Source organism: Pseudomonas sp. BAV 4579 (genome assembly GCF_009765395.1).
Taxonomy (GTDB): Bacteria; Pseudomonadota; Gammaproteobacteria; order Pseudomonadales; family Pseudomonadaceae; genus Chryseomonas; species Chryseomonas aestiva.
In genome coordinates this window covers 39,746-57,733 of sequence record NZ_WHOV01000050.1, presented here as the reverse complement: position 1 = coordinate 57,733, position 17,988 = coordinate 39,746, and the positions used below count along the sequence as shown (strand labels likewise).

Annotated in this window: 6 protein-coding genes; all 6 read right to left on the bottom strand. The window is 66.9% G+C overall.

Going from position 1 to position 17,988, the window contains the following annotated elements:
* Positions 1-10,416, bottom strand: a 10,416-nt coding sequence (locus GSQ95_RS12255) for a DEAD/DEAH box helicase family protein (RefSeq protein WP_158973808.1), incomplete at its 3' end; no start/stop codon positions are given.
* The gene (locus GSQ95_RS12250; protein ID WP_158892384.1) at positions 10,416-11,777 is read right to left on the bottom strand and encodes a hypothetical protein; all 1,362 of its coding nucleotides are present in this window, start codon (positions 11,775-11,777) and stop codon (positions 10,416-10,418) included. The genes GSQ95_RS12255 and GSQ95_RS12250, both read right to left, overlap by 1 nt.
* 78 nt (positions 11,778-11,855) lie before the next feature.
* The gene (locus GSQ95_RS12245) at positions 11,856-13,310 is read right to left on the bottom strand and encodes a hypothetical protein (RefSeq protein ID WP_158892386.1); all 1,455 of its coding nucleotides are present in this window, start codon (positions 13,308-13,310) and stop codon (positions 11,856-11,858) included.
* Between the two features lie 11 nt (positions 13,311-13,321).
* The gene (locus GSQ95_RS12240) at positions 13,322-14,266 is read right to left on the bottom strand and encodes a hypothetical protein (RefSeq protein ID WP_158892388.1); all 945 of its coding nucleotides are present in this window, start codon (positions 14,264-14,266) and stop codon (positions 13,322-13,324) included.
* 15 nt (positions 14,267-14,281) lie between these two features.
* On the bottom strand, positions 14,282-16,252 hold the full coding sequence (locus GSQ95_RS12235; protein ID WP_158892390.1) for a hypothetical protein: 1,971 nt from the start codon (positions 16,250-16,252) through the stop codon (positions 14,282-14,284).
* Positions 16,249-17,982 (bottom strand): hypothetical protein, encoded by a 1,734-nt coding sequence (locus GSQ95_RS12230; protein ID WP_158892392.1) that lies wholly within the window; start codon positions 17,980-17,982, stop codon positions 16,249-16,251. The genes GSQ95_RS12235 and GSQ95_RS12230 overlap by 4 nt, the downstream gene beginning before the upstream one ends.
* Positions 17,983-17,988: the final 6 nt, after the last annotated feature.

Sequence of the window (17,988 nt, the reverse complement as noted above, 5' to 3'; positions counted from 1 at the left end):
GCGCAGGCCTTTGACCGAATCGACGCCGAGCTTGAACTTGTCCGGGTTGGTGATCCAGGCCTGCGCCGAGTCGCGCAGGAAGTTGCGCAGCATGAAGTCAGGGGCGGCGGTCACGCCGGTGGTCAGCAGGCGCTTGAACTTGCGGCCCAGGGTGGTCACCGGATCCTTGAAGTACATGCCGCTCATGGCGGTGACGGCGCGCAGCAGGGCCTTGTCCTTGACCTTGAAGTACTCATCCTTGCCGTCGCGCTGCACGCGAATGATGTCGTCGCGATCGCGTGCGAAGCCCACGCCCTGAGCCCGGGCCGGTGCGCCCGGGTTGGGCTCGGCTTCCAGGTAGGGGGTGTCCTTGAGGTTGCCGACCACGTCCAGGAGCGCGCGGTTTTTCAGCGACGCATCCAGGCGCTTGCTCCAGTTAGTCAGGACGTTGCTCAGCAGGTCGGCGGTGGGGATGTCCCCGCCGGTCAGGCGCTTGATCGCGGCCGACTGGTGGGACAGCCCGGCCTTGCTGGTGGGCGCCAGCAGGGTGCTGGTGCCGTCTTCGTCCTCGAGCATCCGGTAGAAGGGGATGTAGTAGTCGCTCATCCAGCCGGCCCGATGCTTGGCACTGATGAGGCCAGCCTGCTCGGCGACGTCGAGCATGGCGGTGTTGAGCTTAGCGTATTCGCCATAGACCTGCTGGAACAGCGGGGCCCGGGCGCCAGCCTTGGCCAGCAGGCGCTGGATCTCGGCAGGCTCCAGGTTGTTCTCCCGGCCCTCGGCCGCCAGCAGCTCGGCGCGTTTGGCGCCAACCCAGGCCAGCCAGTCGGTCAGGTTCTCGCCGCCCAGGTCGCCCAGGACATCGAGCAGGCCGCGCGTGCCGGCCTTGTGCTGCAGGACGCCGTCTTTCCACTGCGGGGCGCCGAAGTGCAGCAGGCCGTGCATGACATCGGGCAGGCCGGTGGCCAGGCGGGCGGAAACGTAGCCGCGGCGCTCGCCAGTGACCCCGACCGCTTCCTCTGCCTGGCGGATGCCGGCCAGGCCGTCGAAGATGCCTTCGTTGGCGCGGGCCTTGAGGGCGTCGAGCTTGGCGCGCATATCGCCCTGGACGAACTCGCGCAGGCGCGCCAGCACGCCCTTGGCTTCCTCGGGTACCAGGCCCAGCTTGCGCAGCGCTTCCAGGTCGGCCTTGTCGCCCGGCTGAGCGCCGACGCTGTAGCGGATGTCGCTGGCGATGGGATCGAAGCTGCCGGTGTTGTCGGCCTTGTCATCGCGCTCGTCCAGCTGGAACAGGGGCTTATCGCCCTGACGACCGCTTGCGTCACCAGCGGCCTCGAGGGCGGCTTGGCGAGCGCCTTTCAGGACGTGCGCCAGGTCAGCGGCATTCAGCTTGGCCAGGCCCGGGAAATTGATCGAACGAAGCCAGGCGCGAACCTTGCCCAGGAACTCTTCGATCGTGCGCTTGAGCGTGCCGGTCGATTCGCCCATGTGCGCCAGCAATTCCTCCATCAGCACCAGCGGCTGGTGCGGGCCGATGACGGTGGCCTCGTAGTAGGCCAGGCGCGCGCCCAGCTGCTGCTCGCCGGCGATCTTGCGCAGCCCTTCAATGCCGCCGATGCCCTTGAGCAGCTCGCGCAGTTGAGCGGTCAGAGCCTTGCCGTACTTGGCGCGCAGGCCGAAGTGGACATAATGCTCATGGTAGATCGCCTGCTCGACTTCGGCGGCGGTCGCGAAACGACCATCCACCAGATAGGTTTTGCCCCTCCAATGAACCGCTCGAACATCGCTGGGCGCTACGCCCGCTTCCGCCGCGTTCTGCTGAATCTCTTCCGGAAGCCCGTAGTAATGGGTGAGCACGAAGTTACGCGCGGCCACATCGCCCACGGTGGCGATGACGATCTGGTTTACATCCCCTCGGGAGAGGACGCGGGACGCGCCCCGGGCCGATTGCCCTAGCTGGAAACGGCTGTCGCTCTTGGGCGGCAGACCCGTCACCGCGCGGCCATCGTCGCCCTGGCTGTTACGGGCGCCGGTACCTGCCCGGCGCTCGAGCAGGGCGCGGCGACCCTGGGCGAGCAGGTCGACCATTTCGGCATGGCTCCAGCGCAGCGGTAGGCCCAGCACCTCACGGCCGAACTTGCGGATAGCGGCGATCGCCCTGGCCACGAAGCCATTGCGCGGGTTGCTCTCGGCCAGCTGCGCCAGGTGTTCGTCAGCGATCAGGCGGCGGGCGTCTGCAGGCGCCATGCCTTCGATCTGGCCGGCGTAGAGGCTGGCCAACTCCTGGATCCGGCTGGCGGACAGGCTGCGGTGGATCTGGTCCAGGACAGGATCCAGTCGGCCGCCCACGGCAGCGCGCACGCCGGCATGGCCGAAAATCTCGTGCAGAGCGATCTGTGCCGCATGGTCGACGTCACGCAGGCGGTTGGCGATCAGGAAGACCTGGCCGTTGTGCCATATGCCGCGGACGGTGTTGCGGGTGCCATCGGCCGCCACGCGATCGCGCAGCACCTTGGGCAGGTCGCCCACGCTATCGACGACCTGGACGCCGACGCCGGTACCGGCCGCCAGCTTGCGGGCCACGCTGCCGAAGACCTCGCGCTTGAGACTGTTGGTAGGCGCGTCGAACGCGGGAATTGGATCCAGGCGGTAGCGGGTACCGGTGGTATCGGTCAGGTGCTCGGTGCGGATGAACCAGCCGCCGTCCTTCTTGAAGGTGTAGGCGTCGATTTCCTTGGCCTGGGCCTGGGTCAGGTCGGGGCGAATGATGCCGTGGATAACCTTGCCCTTGCCGCCCTTGGTGATGTGCTCGACCACCGGGTACTGCTGGCCGTTGAGGGTGATGTGGCCTGACTTCTGGCCGTTCTTCTCGGCCTTGCGGAAGGGCGAGGCCTTGGGCGCGTTGGCATCGGCCGGCGCCGGCGCGGCGGGGGCGTCTGCAGGCGCCGCTTCCACCGGGCCGCGATCGGGCATACCCAGGTGCTCGAGGCGGTCGAACAGCTCGTTGATGTCCTGGGCGCCCGATAGGTCGATGCTGCGCGGCGCCAGCGGCCGGTCGGTTTTCTCCAGCACCAGGATCTGCGTGTTGACGCTGGTACCGGCGCGCTCGAACGCCAGCCCGGGCAGGGCGACGGTGGCCACCTCCTGCAGACCCTTGGCCGCATCGCTGGCCATGAAGTCGGACAGGTAGCGCTCCACCATGCCGCCGCGCGGAATCAGGGCCACGATTCGACCGCCCTGGTACAGGTGCCGGGCGGCCTTGGCGACGTGCTCCATCGCCGTCTTGCCGCCGCGGCCGTAAGGCGGATTCATCACGATGGCGTGCGCCTTGTTGACCAGGGGGAAGTCCTCGAAGCGCATCGTCTCGATCCGGGCGCCGCCGTTGGCCAGCGCTGCACGCTCGGCGAGGGAGTAGCTCGGCTCAACCATGGTCACGTCAGCCAGGGGTGGGAAGAATCGCGCGATGGCGCCATGGCCGGCGCTGGGCTCGAGGCCTTTCTCGCCGTCCTGGATCCCCGACCACTCAACCATCTTGAAGCCTACCGGCTCGGCGGTGGCGTAGTAGTCGTCGCCCTCGCGCTGGTCGCGGCGCTTGGTGTTCTTCTGCTGGGCGTAGTAGTAGGTCTTCGCCTTGTTGAAGCCGGACAGCAGGCTACCGGCCGACATCGCCCGGTCGTATTCCTTGCCGCCGCGGCCATCCTCGGCCGAGGGGGCGTCGTCGTTGGCGTTCTCGTAGGCGTCGATGAAGGCCTGCTTGAGGCCGCGCGCCTCGGCGCCCAGGGCGAGGTTCTCCGCGGTGGCCGCGCGCTGGGCGATCTTGCTGGCGAAGGCGCCCGCTTCCCAGCTGGTGCCGGTGGTGAGGTAGCGGAATGCCGAGTCCGAGGCCTGCCCGGTGCGGTAGGTGCGGCCTTCGATCTGCGTGGCCGCCACCGGGCGCACGGGCAGGCCCAGGTTGATCAGCACGCGCGGATACTTGCCGGTGGTGTCGTGCAGGCTGACACCCTCGCGGCCGGCATCGGACTGCAGCACGATCAGCCGGTGATCGCCCGCCTCATCGTTGAAGCGATCGGCATTGGCGCGGCGCTCGGCCTTGGGCACGGTGCCGTTGAAGAACAGGGCATCCGGGAAGGCCGCGCCCAGGGTCTCGATCGGCGAGTAGAGGCCGGAGAAGTCCAGCTTGAACAGGTCCGGGCGGGCGGCGAAGAGCTGGCGCGCCAGGTCGCGGGCCGGCTGACCGCTGGTGATCTGCTGCACCACACGCTCGAATGGGTTGAAGCCGCCGCCCTTGTTGTAGTCGTGGAAGACCACCACCTTGCGGCCCAGGGCCTGGTGCTGCTTGATCAGCGGCACCACCGCGCGGGCTTTCAAGGCCTCGAGCAGGTACATGCGCGACTGGTAGTCGAAGGCCTTGCGGGTGGCGCTCTCCACGTCCCGGTACAGGTCGGCCAGCTCGTCGCCGCGCTCGGTGGCGGCCCGGCTCTCGTCGTTGAGGTAGGCGAACGCTTCGTCGATCTTCTTGCCAATGCCGGCATCGATCAGCACGAACTTGCGATCGTAGTCATGGGGCACGTCCAGGCGGCGGCCGGACAGGGTGCCGGTGTCCTGCAGGTGCTGGTTGAAATTCTGCTCGAGCAGCTCGAGGTTAACCCCGGCTTCCGGCGCGGTGAGCTTGTTGTAGCGCATCCGGTAGCCGAAGTGCTGCATGAAGAATTTTTCGCGGGAGTCGCCGCTGTTGTAGCTGTAGCCTCGCATCTGCTCGGCGCTGCCGAACTGCTCGCGCGGATCCGCGTAATGGAACAGGTAGCCCTCGGCCCAATCCACGTTCTTGACGTAGGCGAACGGGGTGGCGGACAGGAACACCGCCTTGGGCAGATCCTGCTGGCGCTCCCAGCGCTGGCGCCATTTGGGGGCCTCACGCTGCTCGATGGCGTCCCATTTGGCCTTCGCCTTGTCCGCGGCCTGCTCCAGCTTGGCGATCGCCGCTGGCGTCATCGACTGGCGCGCCTCGGGCTCTGGCAGTGCGGCCTGGGCCTGCTGCAGGGCATCGTATTCGCGGCTGTAGCGATCGCGGATCCAGCGATAGAAACCGTCATGGTGGCCAGTCAGGGCCCGCAGGGTGGACAGGGCGTGCGTGCGCTCGCCGTCCTGGGCGCTGGACAGGTAATGCGCCTCGTCCGGGATGACCAGGTCCCAATCGCGCTTGGCCAACGCCCGGTTGGCGCCGAAGTTGGCGTAGGTGGTGACGATGGGGCCGGATCCGCCGTTGTCGTCGGTGCTGGCCAGCTGGGTCAGGTCCATGCCGAGCATGGCGCCGAACTTCACCCAATCGCTGGCGATCTTGTCCGAGGGGACGACCACCAGGATGTTGTCGCGGCCGGCATTGGCGAAGCGCTTGGCCACGCCCAGGCCGGACGCGGTCTTGCCGGTACCGGTGCCGTTGGTGAACAGCATCCCGTTGCCGTTCTGGAAACGGGTCTCGGCCTTGAGCACGTCGTCGCGCTGGGGCTCGAGCAGCAGGGGGAGGGCGCGGGCGATCTCGTCCGGATCGGCCTGGCGGGTGGTGGGGACGCTATCGTTGGCCTTGCGCTGGGCGGCCTTGCGGCGCTCTAGCTCGGCTCGAGCGGTGTCAGCATCTTGAGCAAGAGCTCGCTCTCGCTGTCGTTCAACGGGCGATCCTGCTGGGCGATCGCTACGGCTTCCTGCGCCGTCAGCACCTCGGGCAGTGCCTGGCGTAGGCTCGAGCTTCCCGTCTCGTTGATGAACCGGCTTATCGCTTCGTGCTCGGCCAGCAGCGGCGCCATCGTCATGTAGCTGGTTATCACGCTGTCTGGCACGCCGTTCGCCTCGAGCGCCTGCTCCATGCTCTGCATCTGCTTCAGCATTTCCGCCCGGGGCATCCGGAGCAGCATCGCCAGCGACGGGTTCAGCAGCTTCTGACCGCTGGCTATCTTGTTCCAGAGTTCGGGACTTACCTGGTACATCTACGCCCCCTGTTTCAGCTGCTGGGCGAGCTTGGCCAGGCTCGGATCCTTGTCGCGCGTCGCCGCGCGTGCGGACACCGCCGCCAACGCCAGAAGAACCGAAGAGTCCGCCTTGCTGGCCGGCTTGCTGTTCGCTGCGCTGTTCGTCTCGTTGGACCTTGTCACGGGTGGCTCCTGCTACCTGGGCGCCGGTGGGTTCCGGATCGCCGAACATGTTGTCGCCCGGCTGGGCGGCGCGTGCGGTGGTGACGTAGTCACGGAGTATATCCGCCACCTTGTCCCGGCCGCGCGCACGATTGAGGTTGTCGCCCCGATAGAACCAGCTGACCACCGTTTGAGTGATCGGATCCAGGTCGCCGGCGAAAATGTCGTTCTGGTTGACCAGCTCGGCGATCGGCCGACCGCTGGCGCGCGCCTTGCGTACCAGGTTGACCGCCTCGAGCACGTTGGGGGTGATGTCCATGCCGGCGGGGATCTGGCCGGCGCGGGCTTCCTGGCGCATCTGCGCCCAGCTGCCCGACACGTCCAGCAGCGCGCCGCCGATGGAGCGGATGTCGTTGTCGCTGTTCTCGAACAACTCGGCGACCACGCCCGGATCCTGGTAGGCGGCAGCCATCAGCGCGGCCTCCATGCGCCGGCGACCTTCCTGGGACAGCAGGCCATCGGCGTCCATCATGGCGCCCTGGTCGGCCTTGGCCACCACGTCGCGCATGAAGGCCCGGACGAAGCCCTGATTCTGCGCGGCGCCCACGTCACCGCCGCGGTACTGGTCAATGATGCCGTCCAGCTCGCGGGCGTCCTGCAGAGCGCGCTCGCTGGCCGATTGGGTCAGGGTGGTGCGCTCGTTGGCCTCGACCGTGAAGGCGCGGCGCTGCTCGTCGTCCAGCGGGGTGACGCGCTCGCGCACCAGCACCGGGGCGGTCATGCCGTCCACCTGGTGGCCCTGCTCCTTGAGCCAAGCGCGATACTCGGTGGCGCTCGGCAGGTTGCGGGCATAGGCGCGGCGGATCGCCATGGTGCGGCCGTTGCCCGATTCGACTACAGAATCGGGCCCTACGATGGGCGCGCCGTCGGTGGCGCTCGAGGTCATGCCCAGCAGGCGTGGATTCATGTTCGCGGCCAGGTCGTTGACCTGCATTTCGCTGGACGCGCGGGTGCGGTCGCGCGGCTGCAGATGCTGGGGATAGGCGGGATTGACCGCCCCGCCATCGTCGTTGCTGGCGACCAGGTCGGTGGCCTCGACCACCTTCGGCCGAACCAGGAGCTCGCGGCCGGCAGGGGTGACGATGGCCTGGGTGGCACCGATCGGCGCGGGCTCGTTGGTCAGCTTGGCCAGCTCGGCGCGGACCTGGTCCGGACTGTCCATGCCCTCGATCGACTCGCCGTGGTCCTCGAGCATGTCCCGGGCGCTGTTGTACCAGGAACGCAGGAACGGCCGGACCTTGTCCAGCGGCATGTCCAGGTCCTGGGCCATGGTGCGGGCGAAGGCGGCGAACGTGCGAACGCCCGCCTCGATGTGGAACACGGCCAGCTCGGCGCCGAGGGACAGAATCTCAGGATCCAGGCCGCTGTTCAGCTGCGAGCCATTGAGCTTGGCTTTCAGCTTCGCACGGATCTCGGCGGCGCGGTCCTTGCTCACCAGGCGGTTCGATTCGCCGTAGGCGGCCCCTGTGGGCTCGCTGGTGGGCTTTTCGACCGCGGGGCGGGTCTCGGCCTGGCTTTTGCCCTTGTCGGCCTCTACGGGGCTCAGCTTGTCGACGGTGGCGCCGTCGCGCAGGGCGGTGGTCAGCTCGAACCGGGACAGGGTGGTGCGCCCGTGCTCGGAGCGCACATGAGCGGTACCGCCGGTATCAATCTGCTCGATGGTGTAGGTGCGGCCGGCGCTGACATAGCCGATGTCCTTGGACACGGTGAAGCGATCGCCGACCTGGCCCAGCTGCTGGACGGTGCGCTGGATCCTTCCGCCCTGCTGCTGTGCCCGGACCTTCTCCCGGGTTGTGGTAGCGGCTGTGGGCTTATCGGTGTCGAGCTTGAGCAGTCGCTCGGCGTCGTCCGGGTGCAACTGCTTGAGGTCGTCCCGCTTCTGCTGGATCAGCTTTCCCTGGCCTGGCAGGCCGGCGCGGGTGTGCAGCCAGGCAATTTTGCGATCTTCCAGTTGATCCAGGGCCTGGTCGATCTTGGCGTGGCGCGCTTGCAGGCGCTGCTGCTCGTCTTCCGGCTTCGCCTCGGGCACCAGCGGCTTGAGCAAGGGCCGCGGCTGCGGTGCGATCGGCGAGGTACCAAACAGGTATTCCTCGGCAGAGTCCTTGTCGGCCTGCTGCGGCTTGTCCAGGTTCTGCTCAAACTGGCGCCGGGCGAAGTCGTCGCCCCGGGCCGCGGCCTCGTCGTGGGCGTTCTGCATCAGCCACCGGTCGACCGCCTTGCCGGTATTGATCGCCTTGCGCTTGGTATCCCACTTGAGAGCCGGGAACGGCGTGGTGCTGCGGCCAGTGGCGGTCGTGACCACTTCGCCGGCGGCGAGCTTGCCCCCGACTTCGCCGCGGCGGGGCGCAGCCGTAAGCTCTGCGGGCTTGGCCTGGCGCTTCTCGGCGCGCTTCTGCGAGATCCCCTCGCGGATCTCGCCCTTGGCCTTGGCCAGGCGGTCGTCGAAGGTGTCGGCGAACAGGCGGGCGACGGGCTCCTTGACCAGGTCGTCGTAGGCCGCCATGTGCTTGTCCCAATAGTCCGGCGAAACCGGGCTGTCTTCCCAGCGGGAACGGCCGGCTTTCACCTCCGCCTCATGGGCGCTGGTAGCGTCCACGATGCTCTGCAGATCGGCCTCGTTGGCCTGCAGGCCGCGGAGTTCGTCAGGGGTCACGTCGAGGCGGAAAGCTGGGTTGCCTTCTCCCCTCATTCCGGTGGTTACATAGGCCTGCAGGTTGCCCTGGCCGTCCTGCCGCAGGTGGACCTGGGGACGCGCGCCCTTTTCGATCCTCTTGCGGAATTGTGCCAGCTTGGCGCGGTTGGTCTGCGGATCCAGCACGTTCAGCGGAGCCAGTGGCGGGCGCTCGGTGGCCGCCGGCGTCGCCTCGGGTGCGGGCTTGGCCTCTTTCGTCTCGGGACCGGTGAGATAGCCACGGACGCGGGCGCGCTCGCGCAGCTCGGCCTGGTAGTCGATCGGCTCGGCCTCGTCCTGGATCTTCTCGCCACGCAGGGTAACGCTCTGATCGGGCACCTGGGCGGCCGGGTACAGATCCGCCGGGCGCTCGAAGTACTGGCCGACGCGGCCCATATCGCCCTGGGGCGTCTGGCGTTCCATGCCCTGGCCACCCAGCGGCCGAACCTGGTTCTGCGGATCCACCCATGTCTGGCCCTGGACGGACGGCTGCACGGTGCCGTCGACGTTGATGTTTGGGCCGACGGTCGAAGTTACGCCATCCGCGCCCGTGTAGAGGGTGTCGGGGGAGGGCAGTGCCAGGCGATCGGGAGCGGGCAGGGCGGCCGGCGCCGGCGCGACCTGAGCGGCCACGCGCGCCAGGGGGCCGTCCGGTACCGGCTCACGCACTCCGGCGATACGGGTGTAGCCGTGGCCGATCGTGTGCGCAGCACCACCGCCCAGGGCGCCGATGATGCCGGCGTCTACCATCTGGTGCAGGTTGTCGCCTTCGAACGCACGCTGATTGGGGGCCACGTCCTGGACGGCCAGGTTCTCCAGGGCGGTCTGGCCAACCTCGGTCGAGCCCTCGAGCGCCATCTGCTTGGCCAGGCCTGGCAAGAAACGCTCAGTCGCCTCGCCGGCGCCGCGGTTGAGCACCTTGCCGGCAAGGCGCAGCTCGGGCGCCACGTCGAGCAAACCAGCGCCCGCGCCGTACAGGGCGGCGGTGCCCGGGGCGTACTCGCCCGTCTTGTCGTGGATGTCGCCGTAGATGCTGCCTTGCTCGGTACCGATCGAGTTGGCCAGCGCCCCGACCTTGGCGCCGGTGGCAGCGGATGGCAGGCGGCCAGCGGCCGCGGCGACGCCCTGGGCAAGGCGCGATTCAGCGAAACGCTCAGCGGCCTTGCGTGCGCCGACCTTGGCGCCAGCAACCACCAGACCGCCGGTGCCACCACTGACCACCGAGGTAGCGGCGAAGGGCACCAGCGAACCCAGGCCACCGGCGGCGTACAGGCCGGCATCGTAGGGGCCTTTCACGTCGCGGTAGCTACCCACGGCCGGAGCGTTCTCAGCGGCTTCTTCCTGATTGCGCTTGTAGCCCGCCAGGCCCCAATCGCGGACGCTGTCCAGGCCCAGGGCATCGCCTGCCAGGCCTGCGAGTCCGTAGGCGGCGCCCTGGGCGGAATCGACGCCGGCGGACACGCCCTTGCCGAACTCGCGGGTAATGCTGTCCTGCTGGGCGGTGCTAGGATCGAACGTCTTGCCCGCCGGCGCAGCGGGGTCGGTGGGCTCGAGGGTTGCGGAGGTTGGATCGAATGCCATTACAGAGTCACCCATTGGCCATTGACGTAGCGCGCACGGTTTCCATCCTTGTCGGTGTAGGTCGCGCCTTCCTGGTACTGCTGAGCGGGTGCGGCTGGAGCGCCTGACGTGACGTCCTGGTCGACATAGCGGCCGGTGCGGGTGTCGAAGACCTTGCGCAGCACGATCGTTTTGCCGGTGCCTTCGTCGACGCCGCCGGTCACCTCCATCGACTGGTACCGGTCCTTGTCGCGGCCCTGCAGGTCGTTCAGGGACTGGATGGCCTGCTGGCGCTGCTCAGGGGTCGCGTTGGGATCCGCGGCCTGGCGCTGGAGCGTTGCCAGGCGCTGCGACTGCTCGAGCTGGAGGGCGCCCGCCTGGACGTCCAGCTGGCCCCGTTGCAGGGCGAGTCGATCGGCCGCGGCCTTGTTCGGGTCGAAGGCCTGGACCTGCTGCAGGCCTCGAGGCTGACCACCAGGTGCGGCGCTCGCCTGGCGCTGGGCATCCTCATCGCGCCGCGCCTCGCGCAGGGAGCGGGAGCGTTGCGCAGCCAGCGAGCCCTGAGTGCCATCGGCGACCACCGTGAGGCCGCCGCCGGCGTTCTCCGCGCGGGACTGCTGCATGATCTGGACGGCGCGCAGGTTGCGCTCCATGCCTTCCTGTCCGCCGCTGATGACGCTGAAACTGCCGCCGTTGCCGCCCACTGGCGCGGATCCACGAGAGCCGGCCACGGTGGCATCGTCATTGGTAAAGGACATCCGGCCACTGGCATCGCGGCGGCCGACGATCTTGCCGCCCTTGCCATCGCCCAGGCCGGTATCGGCATAGCCGTTGGCGGGCAGCTGGGGCGTAGGCTGGAAGTCGGGCACGGGTACCGGATCCACGCCCGGGGCGCGCGCTGGGGCAATCTGGATAGCCGCCAGCTGGGAATTGATAGGTTGGCCAGGGGCGGACGCCGGCGTTGCGGATCCTGCTGCAGGCGCGGCAGGCTGAGCGCCCAGGGCCTTTAAGGTGAGATCCGCGACCGATGGGCCGGACGTGCCCGGGGCCACCTCGGGCAGGCGCTTGGCGGCAGCGCCAGGACCGCCGGGAAGGGTGTTCACGTCACCGCCGGCCTTGCTGGTCAGCCACTCGCGGCCCAAGTCGTAGAGGCCTGCAGCGCGTGCCTCGCCGGAGTCCTGCATGAACCTGGAACCAACATGGGGCGATGTGGCAGGCGCCACGCCGGCGAGGCCGGCGCCGGCAGCAGGGAGATTGCCACCGGTTACAGGTTGGGCGAATTGGTCCGCCATGCGTTGCGCGCGGGCGGCGTCACCGCCCAGCTGTTGGCTTTTACGGCGCGCCAGCTCTACGTCGCTGGCACTGAGATCGGTGTTTGCCATGAGGCCCCCGGGTATGAGTTCGGGGGCGAGGGTATGAGGCTGGGTTAGGTCGTCAATGGGGCCCAACCCAGACAGGTGTTAGGTCGGAATGGTGACAGAAATGTCGTCGAAGAATGTGTTGCCGCCGGTGAAGGTAAAGGTCAGCCGGGTGAAGCCACCCACGATGTTCTCCAGCGCCTCGAAGTTGCCGTCGGCTGTGCCGCTCGCCGTCATCATCACGCCGCCCTTCTCGTCGGTTACCGTCATCACGCTGGAGCTGTCGCCCTGCGCCACGGGCACGCGCAGGGTGTAGATGAGGCTGGCGTCGAAGGTGGCATCCAGTTCGAAGCTGAGCGCGTTGCCGTTGGGCATGGCCAGTACGCAGACGCTGCCGTTGAACGACGTGCTGCCGGTCAGCAGGAAGGCGCTGGCGTCGGATAGGTTGACGACCTGGTCCACCCAGCTGCTGTCCTCGACCGTCAAGGTGAAGTTGGTCACCACCTCGCTCGAGTCGCCGCCGCCGCTAGTTTCACCGCCGCTCGATGTGCCCAGGGTCCCCCGGGTCTCGAAGGCGTAGACGAAGCCGGTCCAGAATGCCGGCGCGACGTTGGAGGCCGCGCCTAGGGCTTTGAATTGCAGCGCGCGCAGGGTATCCAGGCCGTCGTAGGTCCACGGCCAGGGCACGTCGGACCACGTCCCGGTCGTCAGGTCCAGCAGCTTACCGTCGTAGACCAGTGTGTTGGCCTCGAGCACGAAGTCCGGGTCGCCCCCCCAGTTGGAAGACCACATGCCGATGTGCGAGGACAGCTTGTAGGTCTCAAGATCCAGTGTCCAGATCGTCAGGTCGGACGTGATGTAGACCATCTGACTGCGATCGGCGGACAGGCGCGCGTAGTTTCCGCCGCCATTGAACGACTCGAGGGTCGCCTGCGAGGCAATGAGGTTACCACTGTAGTCGACCACGGTAAGGTAGCCGGCGCTGTCGATGTAGCCCAGGCGCTCGGTGTCGATGATGGTGAAGGGGGCAATGATCGAGTTCAACTGCACGACCAGCTCGGGTTCACCCGTGGTCAAGTCGACCTTCCACAAGCCGTTGCCGGAGCTCATGTACAAGGTCGAGTCAACGATGGTACCCATGGTGCCGGTGTAATCCTGGGCGATACCGAAGTCCCCCAGCCCGGTGGACGTCTGCTTGGTGAAGGCCAAGGTCGACGGGTCGAGCAGCGCGGTGCAGAACCCCAGCTGGTTATAGTCCGCATCCACCGGGATCCAGTAGATGTAGAGCTCATCGCCCTGGTTGAACTGCACGGCGGGTCCATTGAGGGCGTGGCTGACCTGCACGCGCGCGTCGCTCGCCACGTCGATCAGGTGGATGTCCTTGTTCCCCAGCGCGACGATCTTGGCACCTGTAGGACTGACCAGGCACTGGAAGCTGCCGCTGCCGAGTGTGTGGGTACCGTAGAGCGTGCCGTCCGAGCGCCCGTAGTAGAGGGTCGTAATTCTTGCCCCGGCGGTGGCGTCGTAGGCATTTCGGGTCCAGACAACAATTCTCACGATGGACCTCCTTACAGCGACTGAATTTGAGCGGTCAGGGTGCCGGCGGCGCTAGCTGCACTGGACGCGATTTGGGCGAAGCCCTGAACGGCAGCTCCCAGGCTCGAATTGCCCGACTGCAGGCCAGCATTCGCCACGCGATTGCGGTTGATTGCCACGCTGTTGTCCGCCCGGGCCTCAGCGGCGCGCAGCCGGACCTGCTCGATGCCGAGTTCGACGTTCCAATAGCTCGACATCGCGCCCATGTACGACCCGTAGGCACTGGCGCGCGCGCGGTCGCGCTCGATATCCGTGTTGTATAGGGCGTAGTAGGCGCGAAACATGTCGGCCGAGGCGGAGAGAATTCCCAGGCGTAGCTGAGCGGCCTGCTGTACGGCGAATTTCAGCAGCTCAAGCTTGATATCGGCGTCTTTGATCGTCTGCTCGCGATTCACGTCCAGGACGGCTGCCTGGCCACGCTGTTCGCTTTCGAGCAGAGCGGCCACCAGGGTGCCATCAGGCAGGGAGAAACCGCGCTTAGAACAGTTCGCCTCGAGCGTACGGCGATCGCTGTCTACGGTTCGGGCGGCGCGATCACGCGCCTGCTGCCAGACCAAGTCAAAAACGGTCGAGTCGATACCGAAAGGCCTAGTACCCGCGACAATGCCGGCGATCCAGTCCTCTGGTATACCCGCCAGGGTGCTAGAAATGTTTGGGAATTGGCTGTCGAGCCAGGCCTGTACCTGGCTGTTGAGCGCGGTGATGTCGCTATCCGCCTGGGCAACCCCGAATAGCTCACTGAAAGAAGGCGGTGCCTCCAGGGTGATGGCGCTGTCGCTGAAGCTGAAGCTTTTTTCGAGCAACGATGCATAGGTTCCGGACGGGATCCGGCCAGCAGCGCTCAGGGCATTGCTCTGGGCCTCGGAAACCACATCGAGCAGCTTCGCTGTGGATGCGTCATAACTGGAATCTGCCATGGGAATCTCCTGGACTTAAGAGAACTGAGTGCCCAGAAATGGGCGGGTGGCAAGTTGGTTGCCGGTGTAATACAGCCCGACGCCACTGCCGTAGTCGGCCATGACGTTCCAGGTCGCACCGGAGTCGTGGCTGATCCAGGTGGTACCGGTGGAGCCAGCGAACGCGGTGTCTTCTGGGACGGCCACGGAGCCATCGCTGTTGTAGACGCTAGCCCGGTAGCCGACCCCGCCGCGGGAGAGCACCAGTACGGCGTGCCGCGTGATGGTGCCGTCTGCGTCGCCCGCCTGGGTAACCAAGACGTCGAGGTTGCCCAGCGAATACACACCGTAGGCGTAGCCGTTGGCGCTCTCGCGGGTGCTGGTGGGCAGAAACGTCGCATCGACGATCCCGGTCTGCGTAAGCTCACCGGTGGCCTTGTCGAAGGTGTAGCAGCGCAGATCGCGCGCCCGTTGCACGGAGGTACTGCCGCTGATGGCGACGACCGTTCCGGAAGCAGCGATGATCACGAACTTGCCGTTGCCGATGTAGCGCACATGGCGCTCGCCGGCGCCGGTCGTAGGATCCTGCCCGGTGGCGAGGTAGGCGCCCTTGTGCGTAGTCACCTGGGTGGCGCTGCCGGTCTTGTCGAAGGCGTAGATCGCCAGCACCGCTTCGTCGTAAAGCACCTCCCCGCGCTGGGCTAGGTAGCCGCCGGCGCTGGATACCGCGGCGATGCCGTAGTCCTCGCCGTTGGTGTCCAGCCCCAGGGGATAGGCGAAGAGCTCATAGAGCGCGTAGAAGTCACCGGCGTTGTAGTCCACCGGCGTCTGCAACCATTCCCGGCTCACCTGGCCGATGGCGTTGAAGCACGACAGCAGGCAACCCAAGTGGTACTGGTAGGTCTGGTTGCCGTCGACGACCTCACCCGGGCGGTTGCGCTGGTACCGGCTGATGGCGACCGTCGTGCCGTCGTCGAAGCTGGCCATCTTGTTGACCAGCATCCGGTTGAGCATATAGACCGGCTGCGTCGACTGGCTGCTGTCGAGGTAGGGGGCGTAATCGCCCAGGGCGCTCGACAGCAACGCGGCGCTGTCGACGATGCTGACCGAGTCGGCGTACAGGCGCAGGCGCACGAACGCCAGGTTGTGCTGCGCGTAGCGATCGTAGATGTTCTGTTGATGGGTGTAGAAGCTCCAGGCGAGCACCACGTCCAGATAGGCACCGGTGTCGTCGGTCCCGCGCGGGCCGGCCACGCACTGCACACGCGGGATGTTGGAGACGGCGTAGGTGGTGTCCTCCCAGTAGCCCTCGTAGGCGACGCCCGACTGGCGAGTGACCGACAGGGCGGTGCTGTCGAAGGTCCGCAGGAAGCTTTCGCCGAGTAGCACGCGCCGGGCGCTGAGGCGGGCCTGATCGGAACCCTTCACCTCCGAGGTACCGTCGGTTGCGTAGGTAATCCGCGACACCAGCGGGTTGACGAGGTTGAGTTCGACGTCGCACGGCATCGCCGCGGTGACCTTGGTCCAGGGCGCCATGGTATCGCCCACCGCGCACTTCATGCTCACGGACAGCACGCCCAGGTTGGCAATGAAATCCGCCGACGAGAACGGAGTCACCGTACTCGAGTCGGCGATGGCCGCGTTATAGAGCGCGGTCTGGGTCAGCTGATTGATGAAGGTCCGGTCCGCCGGCAACGCAGCCAGGCGGCCACCGTCCACAAAATACTGCGCCGACAGCAAGGTGTCGCGCAGCGGCGCGGTGAGCACCAGCGAAGGCGACAAGGTTGAAAGGCCCAGGGCGCGGTACTGGTATCCGAGCAGTAGGATGCTTCCGGGGACATCGATCGCCTGCGCCAGGTAGGTACCGCTGGCCAGGGCCTGCGCCTGCAGGATGTACCCGTCGTAGACGCTTCGGCGCGCCCCTAGCGTGAACCCCAGCAGCATTGCTTGCAGGCGCTTTCGGAGGTGCTGGCCGGCGCCGGAGGCGATCCGGTAGACGACATTCATCGACGGGTTGTCCGTCGCGTACTGACGGGAGCGGTCCACTCGACACTTTCGAGATCAACGCCGGTGGCCTCGCTCACCTGCAGGCGCAGGTGCCAGAGCCGGGACTGTAGGCCGCGCCCCACTGGCGCTCGCATCGTCGGGGCATCGCCTTCCACCTGGTAGACATGCTCGCGACCCTCGTCATCCGTCAGTCGCAGCAGTACTACGCCATCGGTGGCCATCCCTAGATAGAACGTATCGAGGCGCTTGAGGGCGCTGGTACCAAAATCTTCGGCTGCGAAGTCGACTAGCGCGGCCAGGGTTTCGCCGTCGTCATTCTCTGCGCCGAGTTGGTAAAGCCCATCAGCCTTATACGCATAGCTGATCAGATCAACCTGAGCAAATCCAAGGAAGTCGAACCCCTCGTATCGCGTGACACCACCGGTGGCAAGGTTGGTGGCGTACTGCAGCGCCTGGCTTCGCGCATGGGTGGCATTGTCACTGAAACTCAACCTCTGCCGCAGTAGCGCCTGGAGCACCATGGTGGCCGTCGGCCTATCCTGCACCAGCAGGGTGTCGAATACGCTGGCGCTCACCACCACCATCAGGTCGAACGTATCGCCCAGGGCGAGTGTTTCCTGCAGGGTTGCGAATAGCACCGGATCGAAATGGCAGCTGTCGACTACACCGACCAGCTCGCCATAGAGGCCGACGAGCTCGCGCTCGGCGCCGTAGGACCAGGCGCTCATCTGCAGGGCCGGCAGGGTGCCGGCCAGCGCGGCGTAGGGCGCCATGGCGGCCAGCATCTGCAGCTGCAGGTTGCCAGCGATGTCGCCCTGGCGCACACGCTTGCCCTGGAGCGCGCCGTAGAGCTGGACCACCCCATTGATGCTGCTGGTCGCAACGCTGGGGGGCGTAGTGCTGGCGTTGCTGATCTTGCCGTAGGCACTACCAGCCAGGGCCAGGCGACCGGAGGCCTGGGCCACGGCGGCTTCCACGCCCAACAGGACGCCGCCCAGGGCCAGGCGGGGGTCAGCCAAGGTACCCTTCACCAGCGCGCCGATCGTGGGATTCTCGACGTAGTCGCCGCCGGCGTAGAGCGAAGCGGCCAGCACCTTGCTGCCGATGCTAGGGCGGTTGCTGTCATAGGTCTCGCTGTCTACCAGGTAGGTCACCTGGTTGCCTTCGCGCTGGATGCGCAGGTCGGGGGACTCGCTACCGCGAGCGGCGAAGGTATGGGCCAGCACGCCGGACTCGTAGGCCTTGACGTAGCTGCCGTCGCAATACAACCCGTGCTCAATGCCCGCGAAGGAGCCAACCGTCACCGTGGCCGGGGCCAGGCCACAGAGCACCGCAGCAGCGGGCGCCGCGGCGAAGTCGAAAGTGCAGGCGGCATCGTCCGGGATGGAATCCAGGCTCAGGGCGCCGGCGTTCCAGCCGGTCAGCAGGTCGACGGTAACCGAGGCCGCGCGGCCAGCGACGGCGGCGACGGCGGGGTAGCAGACCACCTTGGTGGTCGTGACCTTGACATACTCGCCGCTGACCCAGGTGGTACCCGAGCTGTAGCTGAGGGTGCTCACATCCACCAGGGCGTTGTCGTTGCTCGAGCTACTGGACACCGCGACGACGCCGTTGATGCGGTACTGGTACGAGGTCACCTGCTGCTCGGTGCAGTAGGCAGCCTGGGCCGCGACCGCCTGGACTGCCGGTGTGTAACTGACAACGGACTGTTTCGTCAGGCGGTTATGCACGGTCGT